This is a genomic window from Bradyrhizobium sp. CCGUVB1N3 (assembly GCF_024199925.1).
Classification (GTDB): domain Bacteria; phylum Pseudomonadota; class Alphaproteobacteria; order Rhizobiales; family Xanthobacteraceae; genus Bradyrhizobium.
Map to the genome: position 1 here is coordinate 2,845,428 of NZ_JANADR010000001.1, position 25,152 is coordinate 2,870,579.

34 protein-coding genes and 1 tRNA gene are annotated in these 25,152 nt (G+C 62.0%); 4 read left to right on the plus strand and 31 right to left on the minus strand.

The genetic code is table 11. The features are described 5' to 3' along the window. Positions 1-14 precede the first annotated feature (14 nt). Entirely contained in the window at positions 15-3,113 is a 3,099-nt protein-coding gene (locus NLM33_RS13410) for an AAA family ATPase (RefSeq protein ID WP_254096512.1), read from the plus strand. Positions 3,114-3,499: 386 nt separating this feature from the next. Here NLM33_RS13410 and NLM33_RS13415 read toward each other — a convergent pair whose 3' ends face one another. The 8 genes from NLM33_RS13415 to NLM33_RS13450 all read right to left on the minus strand — a co-directional run bounded on the left by NLM33_RS13415 (position 3,500) and on the right by NLM33_RS13450 (position 10,284). Continuing rightward, on the minus strand, positions 3,500-3,700 hold the full coding sequence (locus NLM33_RS13415; RefSeq protein WP_254096513.1) for a hypothetical protein: 201 nt from the start codon (positions 3,698-3,700) through the stop codon (positions 3,500-3,502). Between the two features lies 1 nt (position 3,701). Further along, positions 3,702-4,178 (minus strand): hypothetical protein, encoded by a 477-nt coding sequence (locus NLM33_RS13420; RefSeq protein WP_254096514.1) that lies wholly within the window; start codon positions 4,176-4,178, stop codon positions 3,702-3,704. 51 nt (positions 4,179-4,229) lie between these two features. Continuing rightward, positions 4,230-4,817 carry a hypothetical protein gene (locus NLM33_RS13425; RefSeq protein WP_254096515.1) on the minus strand — a complete coding sequence of 196 codons (588 nt, stop codon included), beginning with the start codon at positions 4,815-4,817 and terminating at the stop codon, positions 4,230-4,232. Positions 4,818-4,955: 138 nt separating this feature from the next. Further along, positions 4,956-5,801, minus strand: a complete 846-nt coding sequence (locus tag NLM33_RS13430) for a metal-dependent phosphohydrolase (protein ID WP_254096516.1) — start codon at positions 5,799-5,801, stop codon at positions 4,956-4,958. Positions 5,802-6,109: 308 nt separating this feature from the next. Beyond that, entirely contained in the window at positions 6,110-6,547 is a 438-nt protein-coding gene (locus tag NLM33_RS13435) for a PaaI family thioesterase (protein ID WP_254105792.1), read from the minus strand. Between the two features lie 183 nt (positions 6,548-6,730). Beyond that, on the minus strand, positions 6,731-7,810 hold the full coding sequence (locus NLM33_RS13440) for an isocitrate/isopropylmalate dehydrogenase family protein (RefSeq protein WP_254096517.1): 1,080 nt from the start codon (positions 7,808-7,810) through the stop codon (positions 6,731-6,733). Positions 7,811-7,880: 70 nt separating this feature from the next. Beyond that, a complete protein-coding gene (locus NLM33_RS13445) occupies positions 7,881-8,948 on the minus strand; it encodes an alcohol dehydrogenase (RefSeq protein ID WP_254096518.1) in 1,068 nt (355 codons plus the stop codon). A gap of 139 nt (positions 8,949-9,087) precedes the next feature. Further along, complete coding sequence (locus NLM33_RS13450) at positions 9,088-10,284, minus strand: CaiB/BaiF CoA-transferase family protein (RefSeq protein ID WP_254096519.1); 1,197 nt, start codon at positions 10,282-10,284, stop codon at positions 9,088-9,090. Positions 10,285-10,468: 184 nt separating this feature from the next. Between NLM33_RS13450 and glgA the strand changes: the two genes are divergently transcribed. After that, on the plus strand, positions 10,469-11,884 hold the full coding sequence (gene glgA, locus NLM33_RS13455) for a glycogen synthase GlgA (protein WP_254096520.1): 1,416 nt from the start codon (positions 10,469-10,471) through the stop codon (positions 11,882-11,884). Positions 11,885-11,908: 24 nt separating this feature from the next. On the opposite strand, the gene NLM33_RS13460 is transcribed toward glgA, so the two are convergent. Next, positions 11,909-12,847 (minus strand): oxygenase MpaB family protein, encoded by a 939-nt coding sequence (locus NLM33_RS13460; RefSeq protein ID WP_254096521.1) that lies wholly within the window; start codon positions 12,845-12,847, stop codon positions 11,909-11,911. Positions 12,848-12,912: 65 nt separating this feature from the next. Then, on the minus strand, positions 12,913-14,055 hold the full coding sequence (locus tag NLM33_RS13465; protein WP_254096522.1) for a patatin-like phospholipase family protein: 1,143 nt from the start codon (positions 14,053-14,055) through the stop codon (positions 12,913-12,915). 202 nt (positions 14,056-14,257) lie between these two features. On the opposite strand from NLM33_RS13465, the gene NLM33_RS13470 reads away from it, so the two are divergent. Together NLM33_RS13470 and NLM33_RS13475 are read left to right on the plus strand one after the other, a co-directional pair. Beyond that, positions 14,258-15,145: a LysR family transcriptional regulator gene (locus tag NLM33_RS13470; RefSeq protein ID WP_254096523.1), complete on the plus strand. Its 888-nt coding sequence runs from the start codon at positions 14,258-14,260 to the stop codon at positions 15,143-15,145. 268 nt (positions 15,146-15,413) lie between these two features. Then, positions 15,414-16,685, plus strand: coding sequence for a site-specific integrase (locus NLM33_RS13475; RefSeq protein WP_254096524.1), 1,272 nt, complete (start codon positions 15,414-15,416; stop codon positions 16,683-16,685). Positions 16,686-16,808: 123 nt separating this feature from the next. Here the strand turns inward: NLM33_RS13475 and NLM33_RS13480 are convergent, their stop codons facing one another. The 21 genes from NLM33_RS13480 to NLM33_RS13575 all read right to left on the minus strand — a co-directional run bounded on the left by NLM33_RS13480 (position 16,809) and on the right by NLM33_RS13575 (position 25,141). Next, on the minus strand, positions 16,809-17,801 hold the full coding sequence (locus NLM33_RS13480; RefSeq protein ID WP_254096525.1) for a PIN domain-containing protein: 993 nt from the start codon (positions 17,799-17,801) through the stop codon (positions 16,809-16,811). 143 nt (positions 17,802-17,944) lie between these two features. Continuing rightward, positions 17,945-18,637 carry an abortive infection family protein gene (locus tag NLM33_RS13485; protein ID WP_254096526.1) on the minus strand — a complete coding sequence of 231 codons (693 nt, stop codon included), beginning with the start codon at positions 18,635-18,637 and terminating at the stop codon, positions 17,945-17,947. A gap of 220 nt (positions 18,638-18,857) precedes the next feature. Further along, positions 18,858-19,037 carry a hypothetical protein gene (locus NLM33_RS13490; protein ID WP_254096527.1) on the minus strand — a complete coding sequence of 60 codons (180 nt, stop codon included), beginning with the start codon at positions 19,035-19,037 and terminating at the stop codon, positions 18,858-18,860. Beyond that, positions 19,034-19,399 carry a hypothetical protein gene (locus NLM33_RS13495; RefSeq protein ID WP_254096528.1) on the minus strand — a complete coding sequence of 122 codons (366 nt, stop codon included), beginning with the start codon at positions 19,397-19,399 and terminating at the stop codon, positions 19,034-19,036. The genes NLM33_RS13490 and NLM33_RS13495 overlap by 4 nt, the downstream gene beginning before the upstream one ends. Position 19,400: 1 nt before the next feature. Continuing rightward, a complete protein-coding gene (locus tag NLM33_RS13500; protein ID WP_254096529.1) occupies positions 19,401-19,793 on the minus strand; it encodes a hypothetical protein in 393 nt (130 codons plus the stop codon). Then, entirely contained in the window at positions 19,790-20,242 is a 453-nt protein-coding gene (locus NLM33_RS49610; protein WP_371929941.1) for an endonuclease domain-containing protein, read from the minus strand. Before NLM33_RS49610 ends, NLM33_RS13500 begins: the two co-directional genes overlap by 4 nt. Further along, complete coding sequence (locus tag NLM33_RS13505) at positions 20,232-20,420, minus strand: hypothetical protein (protein WP_254096530.1); 189 nt, start codon at positions 20,418-20,420, stop codon at positions 20,232-20,234. Before NLM33_RS13505 ends, NLM33_RS49610 begins: the two co-directional genes overlap by 11 nt. An 11-nt stretch (positions 20,421-20,431) precedes the next feature. Then, positions 20,432-20,608, minus strand: a complete 177-nt coding sequence (locus NLM33_RS13510; RefSeq protein WP_254096531.1) for a hypothetical protein — start codon at positions 20,606-20,608, stop codon at positions 20,432-20,434. After that, positions 20,605-20,856, minus strand: coding sequence for a hypothetical protein (locus NLM33_RS13515; RefSeq protein ID WP_254096532.1), 252 nt, complete (start codon positions 20,854-20,856; stop codon positions 20,605-20,607). The genes NLM33_RS13510 and NLM33_RS13515 overlap by 4 nt, the downstream gene beginning before the upstream one ends. Continuing rightward, positions 20,853-21,224, minus strand: a complete 372-nt coding sequence (locus tag NLM33_RS13520; RefSeq protein ID WP_254096533.1) for a hypothetical protein — start codon at positions 21,222-21,224, stop codon at positions 20,853-20,855. The genes NLM33_RS13515 and NLM33_RS13520 overlap by 4 nt, the downstream gene beginning before the upstream one ends. After that, positions 21,221-21,898, minus strand: coding sequence for a hypothetical protein (locus NLM33_RS13525; protein ID WP_254096534.1), 678 nt, complete (start codon positions 21,896-21,898; stop codon positions 21,221-21,223). Before NLM33_RS13525 ends, NLM33_RS13520 begins: the two co-directional genes overlap by 4 nt. Then, positions 21,891-22,220, minus strand: coding sequence for a hypothetical protein (locus tag NLM33_RS13530; protein ID WP_254096535.1), 330 nt, complete (start codon positions 22,218-22,220; stop codon positions 21,891-21,893). Before NLM33_RS13530 ends, NLM33_RS13525 begins: the two co-directional genes overlap by 8 nt. Further along, positions 22,217-22,426 carry a hypothetical protein gene (locus tag NLM33_RS13535; RefSeq protein WP_254096536.1) on the minus strand — a complete coding sequence of 70 codons (210 nt, stop codon included), beginning with the start codon at positions 22,424-22,426 and terminating at the stop codon, positions 22,217-22,219. The genes NLM33_RS13530 and NLM33_RS13535 overlap by 4 nt, the downstream gene beginning before the upstream one ends. Further along, a complete protein-coding gene (locus NLM33_RS13540) occupies positions 22,426-22,611 on the minus strand; it encodes a hypothetical protein (RefSeq protein WP_254096537.1) in 186 nt (61 codons plus the stop codon). The genes NLM33_RS13535 and NLM33_RS13540 overlap by 1 nt, the downstream gene beginning before the upstream one ends. Before the next feature lie 39 nt (positions 22,612-22,650). Beyond that, positions 22,651-22,845 carry a hypothetical protein gene (locus tag NLM33_RS13545; protein ID WP_254096538.1) on the minus strand — a complete coding sequence of 65 codons (195 nt, stop codon included), beginning with the start codon at positions 22,843-22,845 and terminating at the stop codon, positions 22,651-22,653. After that, positions 22,845-23,057, minus strand: coding sequence for a hypothetical protein (locus NLM33_RS13550; RefSeq protein ID WP_254096539.1), 213 nt, complete (start codon positions 23,055-23,057; stop codon positions 22,845-22,847). Before NLM33_RS13550 ends, NLM33_RS13545 begins: the two co-directional genes overlap by 1 nt. Then, positions 23,057-23,239, minus strand: coding sequence for a helix-turn-helix domain-containing protein (locus tag NLM33_RS13555; RefSeq protein WP_254096540.1), 183 nt, complete (start codon positions 23,237-23,239; stop codon positions 23,057-23,059). The genes NLM33_RS13550 and NLM33_RS13555 overlap by 1 nt, the downstream gene beginning before the upstream one ends. A 53-nt stretch (positions 23,240-23,292) precedes the next feature. Then, positions 23,293-23,535, minus strand: coding sequence for a hypothetical protein (locus tag NLM33_RS13560; protein ID WP_254096541.1), 243 nt, complete (start codon positions 23,533-23,535; stop codon positions 23,293-23,295). Between the two features lie 93 nt (positions 23,536-23,628). Then, positions 23,629-23,704 (minus strand) — tRNA-Phe (locus tag NLM33_RS13565). Between the two features lie 355 nt (positions 23,705-24,059). Beyond that, positions 24,060-24,410 carry a hypothetical protein gene (locus NLM33_RS13570; RefSeq protein WP_254096542.1) on the minus strand — a complete coding sequence of 117 codons (351 nt, stop codon included), beginning with the start codon at positions 24,408-24,410 and terminating at the stop codon, positions 24,060-24,062. A 323-nt stretch (positions 24,411-24,733) separates the two neighbouring features. Beyond that, complete coding sequence (locus NLM33_RS13575; protein WP_254096543.1) at positions 24,734-25,141, minus strand: helix-turn-helix domain-containing protein; 408 nt, start codon at positions 25,139-25,141, stop codon at positions 24,734-24,736. Positions 25,142-25,152: the final 11 nt, after the last annotated feature.

A 25,152-nucleotide genomic window follows, 5' to 3' on the forward strand; every position in this document is an offset into this window, starting at 1 on the left:
GTGAACGAAAGCAGGTGAGCGTGCTGTTCGCAGACATCACGGGCTCACTGGCCCTGATATCCGGCCAAGATCCGGAGAGCGCGCAGGCGATCCTCAACCCTGTGCTCGAGCGGATGTGCGAGGCCGTCCACCGCTATGAGGGTACGGTCAACAGGATCCTTAGTGACGGTATCATGGCGATTTTTGGCGCGCCGCTCGCCCATGAGGATCATGCCGTGCGGGCTTGTTACGCCGCGCTGATGATGCAGGACTCCATGGCCAAATTGGCTGACGGTACCGATCCGTCTGATCATAAGCCCCTCGAGATTCGCGTTGGGCTCAACTCGGGCGAAGTTGTCATCTGCGCGATCAGCAACGAGCTTGACATGGAATACACCGTTGTCGGTGAGGCCGTGCACGTGGCTTCTCGCATGGAGCAGATGGCGCAGCCAGGCTCGATCTTGACGACGAAGAAGACCATCCGATTGGCTGAGGGATACATCATGGCGCGGTCGCTGGGGCCGCTGCCGATTAAGGGGCTTGCCGAGCCCGAGGAGGTCTATGAGCTCATCGGAGCGGGGCCCGCGCGCACGCGTTTGCAGGCCGCAACGCTTCGGGGCCTAACCCAGTTCATCGGCCGCGAGGCCGAACTCGATGAGCTGCGTCGCGCACAGCAGCAAGCCGACACGGGATCGGGCCAATCGGTGGCGGTCATTGGTGAGGCGGGCGTGGGCAAGTCACGTCTCGTCTATGAGTTCACCCATGCCAATCGGCTGCTCGGTCTGCTTGGCTGGCTGATACTCGATAGTACGTCGATCTCGCATGGACGAGCGACCAGCTACTTGCCGGTCATCGCGCTTCTCAAGAGCTACTTTGGCATCCAGGACCGGGATGAGCTTCACGAGATGCGTCGAAAGGTGGTCGAGAAAATCTTCGCTCTCGACGAAAGGCTGGAGCCGACGCTTCCCGCGCTTCTGGCACTGCTCGATATCCCGGTCGAGGACCAAAGCTGGCATGCGCTCGATCCGATTCAGCGCAGACGTCGCAATATCGATGCCGTGAAGAGTTTGTTGCTGCGGGAGGCTTGCAAGCAACCGGTCCTCTTGATCTTCGAGGACCTCCATTGGGTGGATAACGAAACGCAGGAATTGCTCGATGCTTTGGTCACCGTCCTGGGCTCGGCTCGCCTTATGCTGCTTGTCAGTTATCGCCCCGACTACCAGCACAACTGGGGGAGCAAGGAAAACTACCGTCAGATCCGGCTGAGCGCGTTGCCGACCCGCGACACGCGCTATCTGCTGGAGGCACTCCTGGGTGAAGATCCTGAACTCGCGTCACTCAAGCAGCTTCTGATCGCACGGGGCGGCAATCCCTTTTTCATTGAAGAAACAGTCCGCTCGCTGGTGGAGACCCAATACCTCGCCGGAGAACGCGGTCACTATCGACTGTTGCGTCCGACCGGGAATGTTCAGGTTCCACCTACCGTCCAGGCCATTTTGGCGGCGCGCATAGATCGGCTGCTTCCCGGTGACAAGAATCTTTTGCAAATCGCATCAGTTGCGGGCCGCGAGACTCCGTTGGCGGTACTTCGGCCGATGGCCGACCTGACGGAAGGCGCACTGGACGGCGCGCTGGATCGGCTGCTGGCGGCCGGCTTTCTCTACGAGTCCGGGCTCTTTCCGGACGTAGAGTACTCGTTTGTACACGCGCTCACCCACGATGTAACATACGACGGCTTGCTGCGGACGCGGCGGCGCGCGCTGCACGCGCGACTGGTCGGCACGATTGAGACTCTGTATCGGGACCGGATCGGCGAGCACATTGAGCGCCTTGCGCAACATGCGGTTCGTGGAGAGTTGCCGGACAAGGCTGTTCGATACCTGCGGCAAGCCGGACTGAAGGCGCTCTCGCGGTCGGCGCTCGAGAACGGGCGGGTCTGGTTCGAACAGGCGCTCGCGATCATCGAGAAGTTGCCCGAAACCAAAGACAATATCGAACTTGCCATCGATATTCGCTTTGATCTCCGAAACGCACTTCATCCCCTGGGCCACCTTGAGAAATGCCTGGGCCAACTGCAGAGAGTGGAGGCGCAGGCGATACAGCTCGCGGACAAGCGAAGGCTTGGTCAGGCATCATCGTTCATATGCCAATACTACCGCTTGCTTGGCGAGTTGGGCCCGGCGATCGAGGCGGGCGAACGCGCGATGGCCATAGCGGAGGAATTGGATGACCTGTCGCTTCGGACGATAGTCAGTGGGCATTTAGGAGCAGCTCTGGCGGCACGGGGAGATCATCGTCGTGCGGTACAAATATTGTCTGAGGCTGTTGAGCGCCTGCGAGGTGATCTCGCCTCCGACACGATGGGAACGACCGGGGTTCAGGGCGTTTTCAGGCGGGTCTATCTGGTGTGTTCGCTTGCCGAACTCGGCGAGTTCGACCAGGCCTTGCGCCTTGCGGAAGAGGCCATGGAAATTGCCAGAGTTGCCAACCACGTCTACAGCCTTGGGTTCTCTCTTTACGGAGCTGGTACTGTTCTAGCCCTTCGGGGCGAGGCGCCGCGAGGCATCAGCGTCCTTGAGCAGGGCCTCGAGCTCTGCCGCTCATGGATTCTGCCACTGATGATACCACTCATCGGCACGTCCCTTGGATATGCCTATTGCCTCTCCGATCGCCTCGACGAGGCCATCGTCCTGTTGGAGGAAACCGAACGGGAATCGACCGCAATGCACCGCATGGGCGGGCTCGCCATGACCCTGGTCCGGTTAGGTGAGGCTTACCTTCGAAAGCTTCGGGCGGTCGAGGCTGAGCGGTGCGGCCAACGGGCACTGATGCTTTCACGCAAACATGGCGAGCGCGGCAACGAAGCTTACGCCCTGCGATTGCTCGCTGAGCTTGGCGCGACAGACCCTGCTCACCTTGATGAATGCCAGACAAATTTTCTCGAGGCGCTGCGCAGGGCCGAGGAGCTCGGTCTGCGACCTCTCGCGGCTCAATGTCACCTCGGGCTCGGAAAACGCTACCGATGGATCGGCCAGCAGACGAGCGCCGAACAGCACCTCAACATCGCCGCAGCCATGTTCTCGGAACTCGGGATGCAGTTCTCGCAGGAGGAGCATGCCGCGTGTGGCAGCTAGCTCAATCTTCCCGGGACCAGAGCATGATCCGGACCCGAAGGCCGCGCTAGCGCAAAATGTGCAGCGGTTTTCCCTCGCGACAAACGCGGAACGCGTTTGCGCGGAGATCATGCTCAAACAATAACCTAAAGCGCGATCACGATTCATCTTGGTCTCATCGCGCTTTAGGTCAGCCGAACTGCGGCGCGGACGAGCACGCGCGCGCCCGGAAAACCGGGCACGAAAATGCGGGCTAGCGGCGAGTGGTCGTTTCGACCTCGATGCTGCTCACCTCCAGCCCGCAGGATCGCGCGAGAGCTCGCAGCTCGAGCTGGATCGTCTCCAGCTGATGGCTATCGAGGTCTCGATCGATCGTGACCGTAGCGACGACCTGTTGCTCCGTTTCGCTACTTCGCAGCCTTCTTCTTTTTCTTGGCTTTTTGCGCGTCACGATAGGCCCCGGTCGCTTTCCATTCTTTCTCAAATTCTCTTACCTCGGCCTGGAATTGACGAAGCAGTTTGCGCGTCTCTGTGCTTTTGGGTGTGGCCGCCACCCGGATAAACGTGCGACCCTTGTTCACTCGTTTGTAGACCTTGATATCCGCCATGCTATTTGCCCCTTGCCTGCAAGCGGCCCCGACGGGAGCCTGCCCCTTGCCAAGGTTTTCTGATGTTATCGGAGAATTCGGAGGCGTGGAAGATGCACGGAGTGCCATCGATGCCTCTGAGCATGTACCAATCCGGAGCCGCGTCGTAACTGTTCTCAATATCGACCGGCTCACCTTGCGCCAGCCGGACAAAGCTCGCGGCCATGTTGTGCTTTCCAACCAGATCGAAGATGTTGGTTGCTGACGAAAACCGGCCTGCGTTGATTTCCGTGATGCAAGGAACGCCGCGTGCATTCGCTTTGAGATCCACGCTGAAAACGCCGGACACCTTTGCATCAAGCAATCGGATTGCCCGTGTACAGGTGTCGACGACCTTCGGTTCGAACACGGTCTTTGCGAGGGCCGCGACCGAAGACACTTCCGCTGGTTGGCTGCCCGTCCCGAGATAGGAAAGCCGTTCATAGGTCTTGATCAGCACCAGCTCGCCATCCTTCCAAAGGCTTTGACAGCCGAAATCGCGGCCTGGCAGTTACTCTGAAAGCATGAACGCGGAGACGGGCACGCCGCGCATCTCCTTCCAGTACCGGATCCAGCTGCGCGCCTGCTCCGGCGTCCGGACTGGCAGCGCGCCGAGCGCGCCGGCCCCGTCCCGAACACGGCACCACAGTGGCCTGCCGCCCCTCAATTCCTGAAAGATCTTGGTGATGTGCCTCAGATCCTTCACCTGATAGCTCGCGGGGGCGTCGATGCCGTTGTCGCGCAACAGCGCAATGAGACGGTTTTTGTCCCGGCAGATTTCGAGCACGGATGCGCGTGGCAGAAACAGGTACTCACTCAGGTGCTTACGCACGCGCGACAAGCTATCCGGATCAGAATCTACCGTAGGAACAATGAGATCCAGACGTTCTGTTTCGACAATCCATCGCAGTGCCTGAGACCATTCCGGATGGTCCACGGGCGGAACGACATAGTGCCTGTCCGCGTCTGATTTCTTCAGAGTGAACTGGTCGTCATTGCAGCCGACTATGAAGACAGGCTCGGCACCCTTTCGCAAGCTGCGGGCCAGATTGTTGCTCGGAGCGTGACCAGCGTTCGTAAAGAGCAATCGCGCAGCCAACTAACTTCTCCTGCGTCTGACAGCGACATGTCGTCCACAGGAGACACTATGGATCATAAGACATGAAATAGACATTCAATTTCCACTGGCCTTCGCCGCCATCGGACCGGCCTCCCCGGGCGGTCCGATCAAACGTAGTCAAGGCTGCGGACCAGATAGACCTGGCTCGCGCTCGGCCCGGAAAACATTACTATAAAGATTTGCTATCCATTGCCGACCGCTCGAGGTGATATTGAGATAGCGTATCGCGGCCTGAATTTGTGGAGCAACGTTGTTCCAATAAAATTGCGGGTATTTGTAAACCACGTCGGCAGGCGTTTCATAGCCGAGCTTTTTGTTTAAACCGATTTCCTCGAACTCGTAGAACAGAGCATTTGACTTTCTCAGGTAGTTGGGATCACCAAGCTGACCGATAAGATCGGCGGCGCGCAGCAACATACCCTCCTCTTCCATCAAACTGTCGTTTGAGGATTCCGAATAGGGAAAGCGCGTAAATTCTATGGCTCGGGCAATTCGGCTTGCGTCGATATCTTCGATGTCGTCGAGGCGTTCCAAGACGAACAATTTTGAGCGGTCCACATGATAGGGTGCGAGCGCGGCGTCAGACGCGCCCCGTGGGAGACGAACCATGCGGCCAGTCAAATCTGCGACATAGGAATCGTCGTTATCTCCCTGAACGACTCCGCGCACGTACCCGATGTCATGGGTGAGGCACGCCAGGGTAAAATTCGCATAGTCGACGACTGTCGTTGGTCGCAACAGCATTCGTCCCATCAGGATATCGTGCCCGGCAAGAGTAGCGAGCATCGAGTGCTCTATGTTGTGATACAGGGCGTCGCTGTTGCCAATGCATTCCAATGTGAGCCTGGCCGCAAAGGGGAGAACTTCAGCCAGGCGGGCATGCGAAGAGCCAAACCGATCTCGTGTATCAGAGGTCAGAAACGACGCCAAAGTCTGCGCTACCAGTTCTGGAATTGTGATCATCTGAACACCCATCTCAGTGTGCGCCGCGGGTTTCGACAAGCTCCTTCGTTGGGCTTCAATGATAGCACATCGCTCGTCTCTGCGTCGGTGAATGTGACGTCCGTGCGGACCCTGACCTCACCGGTCGGCCGGCAAGATCCATTTGGGGCGGCATCGAACTGATTCCGCATCCAGAAGCGAGCACTTCCGAAATAGGCTCATCAGCGAAGGGAGGCACGTCTCGTCAAGGTCCGCTCAGCGCGGTGAAGCGGACTGGATTTGCTCACGTTGAATTCTTCGCAATTTGACCCAAAGCGGACCTAGTGCGGCTAACGGGGATGAGTGTCGCCCTCGTGCTTCGGCACCACGCGAAACGTGGCGTTCGCCCGTGCGATTACACTGTCGTCGGCCTTGATTAGGCTTTGCGCGAAGCAGATCGTTCTGCCGGTCTTGATCACTTCGCTTTCCACGCTGAGCCATTGCCCGATCTGCGCGATGCCGGTGAAGTCGACCGCAAGAGTGATCGTCGCCAGCGACGATGCCCAGCCAATCGCTTGTCCGCAGCTATTACCCATTGCGTTGTCAGCAAGCGCGGAGATCAGTCCGCCATGAACATTACCACGCGCATTGGTGTGCGGCCTGGCCAGCCGCAATCCGATGATCACGGCTTTGTCCGTCCGCTTTGAATAGAGCGGTTCCCAAGGATCGGTGAAAGGGCTCTTGCGGAAGTGAGGCTCGAAACCTTCGGGGATACCAATGCTGTTCATGGTCATGCGCGACCTCCGTTGTTGGCGAAGCCCGTGCCATTCGCCTCAGTTGGCGGCCTTTTTTTATATCAAGCCAAGCTCGCCATGTCGCCTATTTGCCCTTCGGCGACGTACAGCGACGTCCGCTATTGAGCCGCTGTCGGCGAACAAGCGGACATCAGGCGCATTTTATGGGTACACGGCTTACAGCGCCGCAAGCACCGCTTTCGCGATATCGGCGGTGCCGTTGCTGCCGCCGAACTCCATCGGCTTGATGCCGCCGGCATAGACCTTATCGACCGCGCGCTCGATCTGCTCGCCGGCCTCCGCGGCGCTTTCCACGCCATGCTTGTCGGCGAGCCAGTCGAGCATCATCGCAGCCGACAGGATCATGCCGGTGGGATTGGCCTTGCCCTGCCCCATGATGTCGGGCGCGGTGCCGTGGCAAGGCTGGAACACGGCGTAGCGGTCGCCGATGTCGGCCGACGGCGCCATGCCGAGGCCGCCGATCAGGCTGGCGGTGATATCGGAGACGATGTCGCCGAACATGTTCTCCATCACCATCACATCGAAATCCCAGGGCCGTTTCACCAGCATCGCCGAGCAGGCGTCGACATAGAGGCGATCGGCCTTCACATCCGGATGCCGCTTGGCCGTTTCGTCAAAAATCCCGCGGAAGAAGGCAAAGGCCTTGAACACGTTCGCCTTGTCGACGCAGGTCAGCGCGCCCGGCCGGCCGCGCGCCTTGCGCCGCTCGGCCAGACGAAACGAGAACTCGAACAGGCGTTCGGATGTCTTGCGCGTGATCACCATCGTCTCGCGCGCGTCCTCATGCGTGACGATGCCCTTGCCCATCGAGGCGAACAGGCCCTCGGTGGATTCGCGGATGACGACGAGATCGATGCCGCGCTGATCCGCGCCGACGATCGGGCTCGGCACGCCCGGGATGAGGCGTGCCGGGCGCACGCCGGCATAGAGATCGAAGATGAAGCGCAGCTCGATCTGCGGCGCGATCTCGGTGTTATCGGGATAACGCACCGACGGCAGGCCGCAGGCCCCTAGCAGGATCGCATCCGCTTCCTCGCACAGCTTGATCGTCGAATCCGGCATCGACTTGCCGGTGGCGAGATAATTGTTGGCGCCGGCGGGCGCCTCGGTGAAGCGGAAGCTCAGCCCTGCCTTCCCGCCGACCTTGCGCAGCACCTCCAGGGCCGGCGCCATGACTTCGGGACCGATGCCGTCACCGGCAAGCACGGTAATGTGGAAGGCGTTATTTGCGGACATGGGGATTCCTGTCGAAGGGGCGTCATTCCAGGGCGGTCCAAAGGACCGAACCCGGAATGACGGAACAAGGCTACGGCGTCAACACCGTGCGTCCGACCACCGCACCCTGCTGCAATTGCACGAGCGCGTCGTTGGCCTTGTTGAGCGGCAATGGCGTCACGGGGATCGGCGGCACTTTCCTTGACCGAACAAGGTCGAGTAATTCCCGCGTCTCGCGCAAATTGCCGACATAGCTGCCCTGGATCGTCACCGCCTTGATCGGGATCAGCGGCAGCGCCCAGGTGGCGCCGCCACCGAACAGGCCGACGATGACGAGCTTGCCGCCCTTGGTCAGGCAGTCAAAGCCGAGCTGCGTGGTCGCGGCGTTGCCGACGAGATCGATCACCGCGCGGATCGGGCCGCCTGCCTTCCTGGCGAGCTGCTCCAGCGCATCCGGCGCCTTGGGATCGACGGTGGCGAGCGCGCCGGCCTTCTCGGCCGCCTCGCGCTTCTTCGCATCGATGTCGACCATGATCGCGCCCTTGCCGCCCATCGCCTTGAGCAGCGACAGCGCCATCAGGCCGAGGCCGCCGGCGCCGAACATCACAATCGGCGTGTCGAAATGCTGCTCGACCTTTTTCAGCGCGCTGTAGGTGGTCACGCCGGAGCAGGCGTAGGGCGCGGAGGTCGCGGGATCGAGCCCCCTGAGATTGAGAAGGTAACGCGGATGCGGCACCAGCATGTGATCGGAATAGCCGCCGTCGCAATAGACGCCGAGCGAGCGCGGCGTCAGGCACATGTTCTCGTCACCGGCCAGACACGTCGCGCATTTGCCGCAGCCGATCCAGGGATAGACGAGACCGATGTCGCCTTTCCTGAGGTCGCCCTGGTCCGATGGTGTCACGTCTGGACCGAATGCAAGCACCTCGCCGACCGTCTCATGGCCCATGGTCAGAGGCAAAGCGATGCCGCGATCCCTGAGCGAGAGCGGCTTGCGGCCGTGGCCGAGATCATAGCCGCCTTCCCAGATGTGCAGGTCGCTGTGGCAGACGCCGGACGCCTTCACCTTGATCAGCACCTGCGTGCCCGAGGGCTGCGGCGTCGGCTCGTCGAATTCCTTCAGCGGCGCTTTGAAATCGGCGACCTTGAAGCTCTTCATGGCGTCTCTCCCGCTCAATTCTTCTTTTCAAGCGCAACCTTGCCATGTCCAGCGGAGCAAGACAAACGGCGCGGCTCGCCCGTGGCGACACTCTCGGCCACGGCAAGAGGAACGCGCGCGAGATCAAACGCCGCAGGGCTTATTGTTGCGCAGCTGTTTTACCTGACGGAATTAGCACGTCATCGCCAAGGTCCGCTTCCGCGCAAAGCTCGCGCGTGTGCTCGCCGAGCGCTGCGATGCGCTTGCCGGGCATCGTGTCCGCACCCGACATCCGGAACGGCAGGTTGAGCACCTGGAAGGAGCCGCCCTCATCTTCCACGTCCGACAGCGCCTGGCGATGCGCGAGCTGCGGATCGCGCAGCGCCTCGGCGACGGTGCGATAGGCCGAGGCTGGCACGCCCTCGGCGCCGAGTTCTGTGAGACATTGCTCCGTCGTGATCTGCCGCGACCAGGCTTCGACGCCGTCCATCAGGTCAGCCCAGTTGTCGCGTCGCACGCCATAGGCGCAGAAGCGGGAATCGGAGATCCAGTCCTGCCGGCCGATCACCTTCATCAGAGATTGAAAAGTCTTCTCGCTCGCGATGGTGATCATGACGTAGCCATCGGCCGTCTCGGTCGGACCGAACATCGGACGCGGCGGCGGCTTCACCTCGAATTGCGAGTTCTGCAGCTCTATCACCGTGAGCGTCAGCATCGACTCCAGCATGGAGACGTCGATGTGCTGGCCAAGGCCCGTGATGGTGCGCTGGTACAGCGCCGACGCAATCGCGCCAAAGCCATAGGTGCCGGTGACGACGTCGGCATGATAGATGCCGCAATAGTCGGGGCGGTTGCGGCCGGGCTGATAGGCGAGATGCGCCATGTCGTAGCCGGAGGCGGCGTGGATCACCGGCGCATAGGCCGGCAACTCCGCTGACGGGCCGGTCTGGCCGTAGCCCGAGATGGAGCAGTAGATCAGCCTCGGATTGAACGGGCGGAGCGTGTCGTAATCGAGCCGCAGGCGGCGCATCACGCCGGGACGGAAATTCTCGACCAGGATGTCGGCGGTAGCGACGAGGCGCCGCACGGTCTCCTTGCCCTCCTCCGACTTCAGGTCTAGCACCATGCTCTTCTTGCCGACGTTGAGCTGGCCGAACACGGTACTGCAGCCGCTGCGCACCGGCGGGCGCGTCCGCATCGTCTCGCCGCCGTTGGTCTCGATCTTGATGACCTCGGCGCCCATGTCGGCGAGCATCCGCGCGCAATGGGGGCCGGCGATGGTGGTCGAAAAATCGAGCACCCGCAGGCCGGCAAAGGCTTTTGTCGTCGTCCCCTCACGCTTGTCTGCTACCTGCATTCCCTGAGTCCCCCTTAGGAACCACGCGCGTTCTTGCTTGTTGATGCGCCGACCCTAGATGGCGGCGGCCTGGTAGGAAAGTCTTTACCCGAACGGCAGCTTCCAGGGGCGGGCTTGGAATTCCGAGGGCAACTGGACCCGATCTTGCATAGCAGCAATCGGGCTCGGAAGAGGGCAGCTGTTCTTGAGGGTCTTGTTCGTCACGACAGAGATGGACGATTTTGTCCGCGTCGGCGGACTCGGCGCCGTTTCTGCTGCCCTCCCCAGAGCGCTCCGCCCCTTCGCCGATATCCGGATCATGCTGCCCGGCTATCGCGACATCATCGAACAACTCACGCATATTCAGATCGTTGGTCGCTGTCCGGCGTTCGCGGAGATGCCGGCCTGCACGCTCGGCCGGGCCGCAACGCGCGACGGCCTGCCGGTCTATGTGCTGCTGTGCTCGCAGCTCTACGACCGCCCCGGCAATCCCTATGGCGACGAAAGCGGGCGCGACTGGCCCGACAACGACATCCGCTTCGCGCGCTTGGCGTCGGCAGCCGCTGAGCTTGCGACGGGCAACCTGGACAAGAATTGGGCAGCCGACCTGATCCATGCCAATGACTGGCAGGCCTCGCTCGTGCCGGCCTACCTCGCCTGGCGCGGCTCGAAGCTGCCGTCGATCCTGACCATCCACAACCTCGCCTATCAGGGCCTCTTCCCGAAGGACGCGCTGCGGCGGATCGGCGCACCCGAGAGCTCCTTCCACATCGACGGCGTCGAGTTCTACGATCAATTGTCCTTCCTGAAGGCGGGCCTCGTCTACGCCTCGCACCTGACGACCGTGAGCGCGACCTATGCGCGCGAGATCACCACGTCGGAATTCGGTTGTGGCCTCGAGGGCCTGTTGCGCGCCCGCTCTGAGGCGGCCGAGCTCACCGGCATCCTGAACGGGATCGACGAGAGCTGGGACCCCCGCTATTGCGCGCAGCTCGCGCAGCAATTCGGCGCCGGCGACTGGGCCGGCAAGCGGGCCAACGCGGACTATGTGCGCAAGCAGTTCGGGCTCGCGGTGTCGCGCGGGCCGATGTTCGGCATCGTCGCACGGCTCGTGCATCAGAAAGGCATCGACCTCGTGCTGTCGGCGGCCGACGAGATCATCGATGCCGGCGGGCAGATCGTCGTCACCGGCTCCGGCGAGCCGGCGCTCGAGCAGGCGCTGATCAACGCCCATCGCAGGCGGCCCGATGCGATCGGCGTCGCCATCGGCTTCAACGACGCGCAGGCGCGGCGCATCTTTGCCGGCAGCGATTTCACCCTGATGCCGTCGCGGTTCGAGCCCTGCGGGCTCAGCCAGATGTACGCCCAGCGCTTCGGCTCGCTGCCGATCGGCCACCAGACCGGGGGGCTTGCGGAAACCATCACCGACGGCGAGACCGGCTTCCTGTTCACGCAGCCGTCCTACGAATCTTTCCTCGGCGGGGTTCGTCGGGCCTTCACGACCTTCATGGCCCAGGACCGTCTCGACTCCATGCGCCGCACCGCCATGTCGCGGTCGTTCAGCTGGAATATTTCCGCCGCCTGCTACAGCGCGCTTTATCGCAAGATCGCGTCGGCTTGAGGCGGCTTCGCCTTTCACGACGGGTCACCCAATCGAAGACCGTCCGATCCAGGCCCTGTTGAGACATCGCGTCATCCAGCCGGGCTGTGGCGTCCCGCGCAGTCGGGCTTGGGCTTCCTGATACGGACCGACATAGCGCAGGCGGGCGGGCAGCCGGGGGTAGATGCGTCGTATCCACTTGAGCGCGCGGTCCGCAGCCCTGTCGTCGGCTGCGCCACAAGCCAATCCAAAACCAGCGCCCAGTCGCTCCGGCAACATCCGGGCCGTCAGCGCCTGGTACCATTTGGGCGGACGTAACCAGGGTCGTCCGACGCCCCCGAGAATTTGTCCGGCCACCTCGCGCGCTGCGGTGCCGACGGTCAAAACCTCCGAGCGGGCCATGGCTTCCGTGTAGGCGAGAAAGGATTGCCAATCCGCCGGCAGGTCGTCCGGGGTGAGCCCGAACATTGCTGCGAAAAGCCGGCATTCGGCCCAGTATCGCTCGCGCTCGTCGGCCGAGAGCGGCGGAAAGACGAGATCGTGCGCCATGACCGCGCTCTCGACGAGAGTGGCGTGAACCCAACGCAGCGCCGCAACTTCATTGGCGCAGTAGTGCGAATTGGCTTCAAACGACCCGACGGCATCCGGTAAGCGGCCGACGATCGTGGCGTGACGCCGATGCAGCTTGCGCGAAGCCGTCAGCGCCTGATCGAGCGAGCCGAATACCATCGTAAACATGACATCGAAGGTTCGATGGAAGCGACCGATCGGGTCAGCGAGCGTCCTGGAGTGCTCGGCGATGGCGGCAGCGACCCACGGATGCGCCAGTTGAAGCAGCAGCGCACGGCCGGCTCCGAGAAAGATCACGGCCTCTCGGTCAATTCGCCAGGTCAGTGAGGCCGGCCCAAAAATACCCGCCGTCGATCCAGCTGCCTTGCGCCTGATATGATCGAGCGAAGACTCCAGGTCGTTCTCGGAAATCACTTTGCAACATCCGCTTGGGGCCAATTGCGAAGATCACGCGGATGAGCCGGATGGACTCCGCCGCGCTACTCCGCCGCGACGGGCAGGATATCAGGATTATCGTGCAACACCACGCCCGAGAGCGGATCGAACTCGCCGACCCATGGCGCGCGCGCCAGAACTGATCGCGTATGAAGATAGCCGGCGTCCCAGCGGCGCATGATGCCGGACGGACTGAAGTCTATGTCCTTGGTGTGGGTCTCGCGGTCGAGCTGCGGCGCGAGCAGCCGCACCACATGCATCCGCGTCGGACAGCCATAGCTCGTGAGTTCGCGCACCGCAGGATCGCTCCGGTCGCCCTCGGGCAACCGCGCGGCGAGCTGGTTGATGACGTGGCGTAGACGGTGCGCCTGCTGCTGCCGCGCGATGTGGCTTGCGATCCGGCTGGAATATTGCACGTCCTTGTGGCGGTTCAGCACCTCCGCCATCGTGGTCGGCTCGGCGCCGACCGGATTCCACAGATGAACGGCGAAGATCAGCGAGTTCTTGCGCGGATTGTCGTCGAACACGGCTTCCGTCGGCGTGTTCGAGAGAATGCCGCCATCCCAGTACAGCTCGCCATCGATGCGCACGGCCGGAAAGGCCGGCGGCAGCGCACCCGACGCCATGACGTGCTTCACCGTCAGATCGCCATCGCGGCTGTCGAAATAGCGCATCTGGCTGGTGCGGACGTGCGCGGCTCCAACCGTGAGGCGGGGCGTGCAGCGGTTGACGAGGTCGAAATCGACGAGTTCTGAAAGCGTCCTCTCCAGCGGCGCGGTCGAATAGAAGCCGGCGTGGTCGGCGCCCAGCGGAAAGGAGTCGCCGGCGTGCGCCAGCGGATTGGGCCGGAAGAAGCCGGGTATACCGTTGGTGATAGTCGACCAATAGGCGAGCTTCTCGTTGAAGCCGGGAAATGCGGCGCGCAGACTCCAGACCGGATTTTGCTCCATCCGCTTCCAGAACTCCTTCAGCCGCGACAACCGGTGCTGCGGCGCATTACCGGCAATCAGGCTGGCGTTGATTGCGCCAATCGAGGTGCCGATGATCCAATCCGGCTCGATGCCGGCCTCGTGCAGCGCCTGGTAGACGCCGGCCTGGTAGGAGCCGAGCGCGCCGCCGCCCTGGAGCACGAGCACGACCTGACCCGGCAGGTCTCTCGACTTGATGCGCTGCGTCATATCTTGCATGTGTCGCCTCCCATCGTGCTGGCACCGCTCGAATATTCGTCAAGCACAGCGCGATTGTTACGCCATGCTCTTGTGACCAATTGCCGAACACAACGGAAATGCCGGTTGGCTTCCGAAACCATACGTGCGCGCTATCGCGGACGGGATGTCATTCCCCACCCTGATCGGCTAGATTCGCCCCGACCTTGCCGGGAGCCGATCCATGGAGATGCACCAGGTCCGCTATTTTCTCGCGGTGGCGCAGCTTTTGAACTTCACGCGCGCGGCCGAGGAGTGCAACGTGACGCAGCCATCGCTGACCCGCGCGATCAAGCAGCTCGAAGCCGAGCTCGGCGGCGATCTGTTCCGGCGCGAACGGCCAGCGGCACAATTGACCGAGCTCGGCCAGCGCATGCATCCGCTGCTCAAACAGTGCTACGAGGCCGCGGCCGGCGCGCGCTCGCTCGCCTCATCCTTCAAGAGCGGCGAGATCGGCGCACTGCGCATCGCGCTGACGCATTCGATCGATCTCGCGCTGCTCATCCCGCACCTCAGCCAGATCAAGCGGCAGTTCAACCGACTCGAATTCCGCTTCCTGCGCGGCTCGAGCCGCGAGGTCGGCGAGTTCCTCAAAAAGGGCGAGGCCGAGCTCGGCATCGCCGCCGAGATCGACGAAGCCTGGGAGCGGCTCGACGTCTGGCCGCTGTTCACCGAGAATTTCGAGCTGGTGATCGGCAAGGGCCACCTGCTCGCCGAGCGCAGCACGATCGAATTCGACGATCTGCGCTCCGAACAGCTGCTCAGCCGAAACTACTGCGAGCACGCCACGCGCATCTCGGCAAGCCTGCGCGAGCACGGCGTCGACGTCGACCACAGCCACGAGGTTTCGAGTGAGCGCGACCTGATCGAGCTGGTCGAGGCCGATATCGGCGTCGCCATGGTGCCGCACACCTCGCCGGTGCCGGAGAGCCTCAAACGCACCTCGGTCGCCGGGCTCGATGCACGCCGCACCGTCAACCTCTACGGCGTCGCCGGCCGCCAGCGCACCGCGGTCGCATCCGCCGTGATGCGCATGCTGCGCGGCGCCGACTGGCGGGAGATTGCGGGGTAGGCCCTGCACTCGCTGCCCTCCCTCTCCCCTTGTGGGAGAGGGTGGCTCGCCGCGCTCGCGGAGACAACCCCTCATCCGGCGCTTCGCCCTTCTCCCACAAGGGGAAAAGTTTGCACTTCCTTGCAGCGCCTTGCATTAACTAGAGGCCTTCTAAGTCACTGAAATCCATAGTAAATTCTGCACAGTCCTGAAGCGGGGCGCAAGAGGTTGCACCCCGCACTTCCCGACACCGGGCCGGACACTAAAACAAAAAGGAATGTGCAAGACCATGGCTAAACCTCGCAACTATTCTCTTGAGAGTCCGACCGCGCGGTTGAAGCTCGCTATTCAGAAGAAGCCCCATTGGCAACGGCTCGGCCCCGGCCTCTCGCTTGGCTATCGCCGCAACGAAGGCGCAGGCACCTGGTCGATCCGCGCTGCTGATGGCCAGGGCGGCGAGTGGCTGAAGAAGTTCGGCGTCGCCGACGACTTCGACAAGCCCGATGCAAAGACGATCTTCAACTACGGACAGGCCGTCACCGAAGCCCGCAAGCTGGTGCGCGGCGGCGACCAGGACGAGGTCGAGGAGGAGCAAGGCAATAAGCCCGTCACCCTCGGCATCGCGATGGACCGATACAAGGACGATCTGGTCTCGCGCGGCGCGAACGCCAGCAACGCCACGACCCCGAAGGGCCATCTGCCTGCCAGCCTCTTGAGCAAGCCGGTGCCGCTGCTCGATGCGCAGGAGCTGCGCAAGTGGCGCGATGGCCTGCTGCTGAAGATGGCCCCGGCCAGCGTCAACCGGTACTGCAAAGTCATCAGGGCCGCGCTCAACCTCGCCGCCGCGAGCGACCGGCGCATCAAGAACGAGCACGCCTGGACGACCGGGCTCGAAATGTTGCCGGATGCCAACGGGGTCAACAACGTCATCCTGACCGATGGGCAGGTCGTCAGCTTTGTCGCGGGTGCCTATGCCCACGACGAGAAGCTGGGCGAGTTCTCCGACGTGCTGGCCCAGAGCGGGACGCGGCCCTCGCAGGCTGCTCGCCTCTGCGTGCGGGACCTGATCGCGCACAAGACCGAGCCTCGGCTGATGATGCCGAAGTCGGCCAAGGGTGGCGGCCGCAACCGCACGAGCAAAAAGGTCGAGCGCTACAGCGTGCACATCACCCCGGCGCTGGCCGAACGGCTGGCGAAGTCGGCCAAGGGTCGGCCCGCGAACGCGCCGCTCCTGGTGCGGAGCAACGGCAAGACCTGGGGCGTCGATGGCAAGGGCGTCTCTGACGACTATCGCGACGACGTTGCCGAGGTCGTCAAGGCCATCGGGCTCGATCCGGACGAGGTCGGCATGTACGCCTTGCGCCATAGCAGCATCGTCCGCAACCTCTTGCTCAACGTCCCCATCCGGGTCGTCGCGGCAAGCCACAACACGAGCGTCGTGGAAATCGAGCGGACCTATTCAAAGTTCATCACCGAGCATTCCGGCAGCCTCTCGCGCCGCGCTCTGCTTGATTACCAGCCCCCGCAGCCTGCTGATAGTGTGGTTCCCATGGCTGCCTGATCGGCCCCGCAAACAAAAGGCTCCGCTTCCGGCGGGGATCGGAGTGCATCTCGGCGGCTCCGCAGCTCGCGCTCCGGCGTTGGTTCGACCAAGTGCTCACTCCGGTGGGCTTCTTTTTTGGCACTAAGAAAGCGGGTCGTCTTCTTCCGGCTCCGGTTTGCCCTTCTCGACGAGCTCTTCAAGGAGTTCGTAGTCGTCGTTCTTCAGACCACCACCGTACTTATCCAGCAGCTTCGCATAAAACTCGTGAACGTCGGGGTCGTCGATGATCCAGCCGACTTGGTTATTCTGCCCAGGGATTTTGATGAGCCGTTCGACCTGAGCAATGGTGAACTGATCGAACGTATCGAGCTTCCCGATATGCACGTGCGTGGATGCGAAACTGCCGCTATTGCTCAGGCTGTTAATGGCGATATCCGTCTCAACCTGACTCGCGATCTTGATGTCCGGGAAGCAATCCTTGAAGAAGTCGGAGATCTTCGAATAGTAGATCAGCGACGACTTCTTCTTGGTCTCCCATTCGTCCCGAAGGAACTCATTGAAAACGCCTTCGGATAACTGCGACCGATAATCCTTGTCCTCGGACACGAGGTAGAGATCGGTCCCTTTATCTACCGTGACCAATAAGGTTTCCCAGTTCACCGCGTCGCCAAGGCTCTCGTTCTTCCAAGGCGGATTGCCGAGCCGCACGCGTCTCAGTGCGTTCAAATAGTGATCGTCATCGAACTCCGGCTTCGTCGCCTTCTTGAACAGCCCGGTTACGACCTCATCTGCCTTAAGAGAAGTATCCTTCGCATCGGCCATGATCTTGCTGACCAGCTCAGCATGCAGCTTGTCGGCCTTCTTGAGCAGCGCGCGAAGCTCATCGTATTCCTCGTAGTCCTTCGAGAATGCCGGGAAGGACGCATTGAATTTGGCCTCCCTCAGCTTCTTCATGGCATCGGAGATCTTGCCACCGCGATTGCGCCAGAACTCGTCCTCGACCTGCTTCGGAACAATGAGACTGATCTCTTTGTTCTTAACCAGGGCGACGAGCTTCTTCAGCTCCTCGATATCCTCGCTCGTCAGGTAATAGAACGACAGCAGGACGTTGGTATCGATAAAAAGCGTGATCATGTGCCACTCGTTTGCCGGGCGGAGTGAACGGCACGGGCGCGTTTTTTTAAGGGCTCCCGCAGAGGTTTAGCGCCTCAAGGTGCCAGGTCTTGCCAAGTCTCGATGAGGAATGTGGCCATCGTGCCTGCGAGGTTCACGGCTAGCTACGCGTGCCGCGGCGCCGGCCGCACCGCGGCCTTTCCCTTGCCATGGGCGTCACCGATCTTATTACGCAGCGACCCCAGGCCTTCCACCACACTTGTCGCGCCGCCTAGTATCCTCTTGAAGGCTTCTTCGGCATGCTGGCTAGGGGCGATATTGAGCTTTAAGGCCACAGCGCGGTAGAGCCCTGGCAAGTCGTCGTTGTCGCTATAGCTCCCGCCGGTCTCGTCCAAAATATGCTTACAAGTGGTCTCAAGCAGCGTGTGCGCGCTGGTAATCGCTCCTTCGGGGTCCGCGTGACGGCGCTCAAGTGCTCTGCTCCAGACGGCATGTACGCCGTCAGGATCAACGGACTTCAGCACATCAGTGGCGACACTATCGACGGGCGCCGTGTTCCTCTTTTCCAGAAAGTCAAATAGGGGTGTCAGGCCGTCGCGGGCATGTCGACGGCGCTTCTCCCAATGCCCGCTAGTCCCGGTCGGCAGGTCTTTGACGTAAGACCAGAAATGATTGAGATCTCGGGAGGTCCGCACGAACTGCGGCAGCAAAGCCTGCAGCGTCTCGTCACCCATCAGCATGCCGCGCAGTTGTGCGTACATCCCGGTCTGACTTCGGTCGCCTTCGCAGGCGGCCAGGAGGATGTTTTCCATCATCCTGGCCTGCTCCAACGAAGTATCTGGGATGTCGTCGAACATGCCCCCGAGTATCATAGCGGCTCCAGAGTCGCCACCCCTGAAGCGACAACGAGGAAAGTGACGGCCCCCCACCAGTCCTCCAGCATTCATGCCACGGCTGCCAGTCTGGGATAGGCATCCGCGCCGCAGGCTGAGGCGTCGGAGCCGTCCGTTACGATGCAACATTAAGGCTGCATCGAAGCGGAATGACTCAGAACTCACCCTGCTGGCCGTGCCTCGACTAGGCGAGGCTCTTTTTGCGCTCTGCGGTCGCGCGCTTGACGCGCTCACGGTGGCATTTCTTGCAGACCGTCATAGTCGCGTCCCGGAGGCCGGGGCGCACCTGGACATAGAAGTCGCGGAGCGGCTTCTCCTTGCTGCACGCCTTGCAGACCTTGGTCGCGATAACCTGCGTGTTCATCGTCCGCTGATCTCCGTCATCTTTCCGCAATGGAAGCACCTCGTTCGCCTGCGGTCGCGGAGCCGCTGCATTTCCTCGATATAGTTTGCACGCGAGCGGGACCACTGCGTCTCCTCGCTCGCCATTATCCGCAGGACGAACATCGGGTCGAGCCGCGTATGGCAGCGCTCGCATTCCACCTCGGTCTCGCCCTCGCGCAGATAGTAGGTCACCGGGACGAAGCCGCGCCCTTCGACGTAGTAGGACCGATGATCGCAGCCGTCGCGGTCGCCCCAGCGGTTGACCACCTTGAGGAACGACGGCTCGCCAGCGGGCGGGTCCTTGAACCTGACCGGGATGCGCGAAATCTTATCGTCGCCCATCTCACGCTCCTTTGCGGCCAAACTTGCGCTTCGGCCAGCGGCTACGCGGGCGCGGCTCGCCCCGATCCTTGGCCAGGAGCCGCGCCCGGAATCCCTCCTGGGCCTTTTCGATCCGGCGCGTCTTTGCCATCTGCGGAATGTCGCGCTCGCGCGTCTTGACGTTGTGCTCCTCGATTAGCATCGGCGTCAGGTTCCAGAACTCATCCGAGCCGCCTTGCGCGTGATAGAGCCCGTGGTCGAACCGAAACAGCGAGAGCACCTGGTCCTCGGTCATCTTCACCGCATCCTCGTGCGGAATGATCTTGACCAGCTTGCCGGTGCCATCGTCCGTCAGCATCTCGCAAAGCGTCGCCGCCAGCTTCGTCTTGAACGAGATGTGGCCGCGCCGCCTCATTCCTTGACCGGCTCGCCGCTCCAAAACGCAAGCTGATTAGGCTCGCGTTTCCTAGTTTGCGCTTCGTGTAAAGGCATTTCATGTCGCTCCGCTAGGTACTTAGCGGCACAGCTCAGAGCGTCCGGGCTTTCCTTGAAGTACCCGAGGCCAAGATTGCAGTCTCGGCACAACAGACCTCTAACAACGCCGCTTGCTTTGTGGTGGTCGACGTACAGTTTCAGGGACTTGTTACAGATTGCGCAAAGGTACGATTGCGCCTTTGCCATCGCGTCATATTGATCCGGCCTCAGACCGTAGCGCATCATCAGCTTGGTGATGCGCCGCTTGTCTTTGCATGTGGCTGCGTAGCGCCGATTTGCAGCCCGCACTTTTGCTAGATTTTTTGCGCGGTAAGTTGCGGAATAACTCCGACACTTAGATCGGTCCCTGATACGCACTCTACTGATCATCTCCTTCGTCAATAGGTTCCGACGCTGGATAATTCGTGTCGGTCAGCACGTCGGGCCGATAGCGGCCGAGCTTCTCCTTCCGGCACTTGTCGCAGACCCGGCACAGCGGAATGCCGCGCGCATCGTGTTCCCACCACGACTGCTTGCCGGACCCGCAGAGGCAAAGATTGTCGGCCATACTTGTGTTCCTCATCTCGGCTTCAGCGGCCTCGGCGTTTCGTAAATCGTCACCAGCTCGACCACGGCGAACTGCTCCTGGTACTGGCAGTCTGCGGCCAGCGTGTCGGCTAACTGCATGGCCTGGTCTGCCTTGTGCAGCTCGGCCACGATCTCGCCCTTGGTCTGGTTGATGACGCGGGAGGTCATTGCAGCCGCTCTTTCACCTGATCGGCGATCATCTGCCGCGTATACGCCGCCCAGTGGTCGAACTCGTCCACGGCATCGAGCGGATTGATGAAAGGGACCGTCGTGAACACGGAGACGGCCATGCAGCCGATGATGTTGTACGCAACCCCTGAGGTCACGCCGTTGATGAGGGTGAGCAGCACGTTGGCGGCATCGCGACCGATATCCGCGTCCCGCTCAGCCATCTCCTCGTCCTGCTCTACGCTCATGACGCTGTTGGTCCCATGATTTCGCGGAAGTGCTCGCGGCAGACGTAGCTCGTCAGCGGGTGCCTGACGGGCTGAGGGTCGTCGGCGAAGACCACTTCCTCGACCTTGTGCGCGGCGGGCTCGCCGCAGAAACAACGCTCGCCCTCGCGGCTGCCGGGATGCGCCGCTGATCGCTCGACCAGGCCGAGTAGCCAGACCACCAGATTGGCGCGGTCAGGCAGCACCAGCTCGTTGCCGGGGTTCGCCTCGCGCCAGCGGCCGACCGCCCGCATGTCGGCCTCCCACTGCAGATCGAAAATGTCCTGCAGCTCGGCTGCCTCTTCCTTGGCTGCGGCCAGCTCGGCCCGCAGGGTCTCGAGTTCGTTCACTTCAGCACCTTCTGAATTTCGGACAGCGACTTCTCGATCTTGTCGGCCAAAGCGAACAAGCGCTGCGCTTCATCAAAGGGTTGCCGCAGCGCTTTGATGTCGAGGAGAAGCTTTCCTGCTTGCATGATGTGATCGCGGATCTCCTCATTGCCAACTTCGTCGCCGAAATTTTCTTCTCGGATCACGCGCACCCAGGCGCGCGGCACGCCGAGATCGGTCGCCACCTTCTCGTCAGTCCAGCCGCGCCCGTAGCCGACCTTGCCGTCGATGTAGACTTCGTTCAGCTTTTCAAAGACGATGCGTCGATCCTCGCGCGTCATCACCCTGGCGTTCTCCTGCACGACCTGCAGCGGCGGCTCGATCTTAGTCACCACGGGCTTCTCCTCAGATTTCCGGATTGCTGCAAACTTCGCTGCGTTGAAGCATTTGGGGCAGCGGTGGGCCGTTGCGGTCTTGCCGATGCGCCAACCCTTCTGCTCCAGCTTGCGCGCGATGAACTGCCATTCGATGTTGCTGTCCGTGCCGCGACCATTCGCCATCACGTTCACCGGGAGCGGAACGGCAGCCTCGCAATTCGGGGCTCCGCATCGGGCGATGATGCCCCGCACCAGTCTGCCGTCATCGCCGTAAGGCACTCGCGCATGCTCGAAAACAGTCGAGACGACGTTACTCATCTTTCGCCCTCGCTTCCGGAAGGAGTCGGTCGATCACCGCGCCGATGATCGAGGACGGCTGGCCCTGGCCGTCGCGGGTGATGGCGCTTGCTATGTTCTCGATCTGCGCGCCGTATTGCAGCGCGAGCGACAACAGAACCGCACCATCACGCGCGATAGCCTCGACGGCCTCGCCGCTCTTGCCGCCCGAGATGAAGACCTCACCAAGCGCGCCGTCCTCGTAGAAGCCGAGCGTGACGGCATAGCTGCGATTGAGACCTCCGATGCTGATATCGAAGGTCTCGGCGCTGCGGCGCATCGGCAAGGTCCGGCGATCGGTCACCGCATGTATTCCCGGTGATACTCGTCAGTGTCCAGGTCGACGATATCGACCCAACCGACGTCGGCGCGCTGGCGGAAAGCCGCCAGCTCAACCACCAGGCTGGCCTCGGTGGCGTGCACCGTCGTGATCGCGCACATGCCGCGCCGCTTCCCGTTATCGGGGTCCTCGACGCCGTAGAACGCAGATACACGCCAGCGCCAAGCCATCACGCTGCCTCGGCGATCTTCGGCTTGCGCACCCGGCGCTCGCTTTCGAGCGCACCGGAAACCTGGCGGATGCAGGAGATCAGGTCGTTAGCCTGCGCCTTGGTGGTGATCGCCGCAGTGATCTGCAATTCGAGCGCGTCGTTCTCGGTCTTCAACTGGATGTCGGCCCCCTTGGGAATACGCATCGACTTCTCTCCTTGTTGCCAGGACCGGCCTGGCGTTGCTTAAGACGCTTCGTGAAGGATGATGTGCATGACCTCGGTCAGCCGCGCCTGGTAGGCGACGGCGATCAGGCCCAGGCTGTCCGCGAATTGCTTGTCGTTCTTCAGCTCCATCAAGAACGCGGTGATGGCAACACGGACCGACATGCTCTGGCCTTCGGTCAGCGTGTGCCCATCGATCGTGATCGTTGCTTCCATCACGGCCGCTCCATCTCTTTGAACATCTCGGTCTGCGGCGCTTCGGCGGCGGCCAGAGCGCGATAATCCTGGCCAATCGTCACCATCAGGTCGATCTCGCGCTTCGCCTGGGCCTCGGTCATGAAGCCGTCAGCGACGCGCCGCCGATAGACGTGCTTGCGGTAGCCGATTTCGCGCAGCACGCAGCGCAGCTTGTCGGTGGTGGTGGTCATCACGTCCCCTCCAGTTCGCGCGCCCTGAGCCAGGCCTGTGCGCTCTCGACGGAGATTAGCACTCGCCGACCGGCGCGAAATTCCTTCGGACCCTTGCCCTCGTCGCGCAGGTTGAAGTAGTGCCGCTCCGAAATGCGGAAGGCACGGCAAAACTCGGAGACCGTGTAGGCAAGCTGAGTCATCGGGGCCTCCGGCTTCTTGCGTGATTTGGCTTTCGCTCTCGCGGCGGACATCATCAGTGCGCCCCCATCCGACGATGCAGGTATGCGTTGATCTGTTTGATTTCGTCTGCGACGCACCGGTCGAAAAGCCCGTGCATCTGCTGCTGATGCGTGGGCGCGAAGCAGGCGACGTATTCGGCGACCAGATAGGCGAGCGTTGCGCCCTCGCTGTCGCAGTCCATGTCGCCGCTGGCCAGGTGGAATGCCTCAATCAGCTTGGTGACGTTGTCGGCGATCTTGTTTTCATCAACCGGCATGGCGGCATCTCCAGGACAGATGGCGACCGGTGTGGAAATAGCGGCGACTGCGCTTGCGGCAGACCGGATCGTGGGCAGCCCGCATGGCGTGTTTGGTGCCAGGGAGTGGGTTCGAACCACCGACGCGCGGATTTTCGATCCGCCGCTCTACCGACTGAGCTACCCCGGCATCGCGCCCGATGCGGCGGTCCCACATCGCCTGGAAGTCCTCGGCGAGGATCGGGGAAGCCAGGGTCGCAGCCAGGCATTGCAGGAGGGCGCGACGCATGATCATGCCCGAGCCCTCCGCTTGCGCTTGGTATGGGGCGCGGGTCGTTGGCTCATATCCTCACCGCGCGACGGCGTTGTGCGAGACGCCGCCTCCGTAGCTCCACCGGACCCAAGGGCGTGGCGGTCCAGCAACTTGCGAACGCGATAGGCCTCGGCGAAGTGATTGCCCGCATGGCAATGCGAGGTCTCGCTGCGGCAGAGATCGCCGCAGCAGATGGCCTGTGCAATTTCGAGGTCGCTGGGTCGCGTCATGTTCAGTGCTCGGTCTTGTCGGCCTCGGCGTGGCCGTTGCCGCGCGCCTGGGCCAGGAACATCGGCATCTCGCCCGTCTCGGTGGTGAGCTGGGCGGCTGCGATGTCGCGCTCGTTGTCGTGGAATTTGCGAAGCCCGAGCATCAGGCTGCCGCCGATCTGATCGAGCAGGCTCTTGATAACCTCGGCACGGCGCATCAGGTTGTCGCGCTCGGCGTTCACCTTGGCGACCTGGCGGCGCAGGCTCTCGTTCTCGAACTCGATCAGCGCCTTGTTGCGGTTGAGCACCTCGTTCTCGGTGCGCAGCGACTGCAGTTCGGTCTCAAGCGAGGAAATTTCGTTAGCGAGGTTCATGGTCTCTCCTTTGTTGTGGCTACATCAACGACCAGAGCAGCTCCGCCACGTAGATCAGCACGATCCAGACGGGGAAGTTTGCGAGCAGCATCAAGAGGCGAAGATGGTTTGCACTCATTTCGCGAGCTTCCTTCGGATTTGAGATCGGATCGCGGTGTGAAACCATCTGCCGATGGCCGTGCCGCGATGGAGGATCACGAGGGATCGTTTCCCCTCTGGGCCGGTGAAGTGGACGCGCGTGTGCTTGGCACCTTGGGAGACGCGGACATTCGAACCGCCTTCCTCGTGAACGGCGGCGACCACATCGCGCACCAGCTTCCGCATCATCCGACCTCCTCAGCGAGGACGCGGCGGATGAAGGCTTCGTACCGCTCGCAGGCGCGGATGACCGCGCTGTGGTCGATGTTGAAGCTGCGCGCGATCTGGTGATAGCTCGCGCCGGTCGCGACCTTGGCGAAGGCCATGATCTTCTGGCGCGAGGCGAGGATGTCCCGATTGGGTCTTGTCCGCAGATCGTTGAGCGTGACGCCGAACACCTGTGCGCCGACCGAGCACGCGATGGTGCAATGGTTGAGGTAAGGGCGCGCTGCGCTGATCGCGTTGAACTCGTCGAGCATTTTGCGATAGCGAGCCGCATCAGTCGCCACGAGCGGCACTGCAAGCGAGCTACCCTGCACATGCGGCCAGCCGAGCTGCATGAGCGCATTGTCGTCCACGATAAAGCGCAACATCACCCGTCACT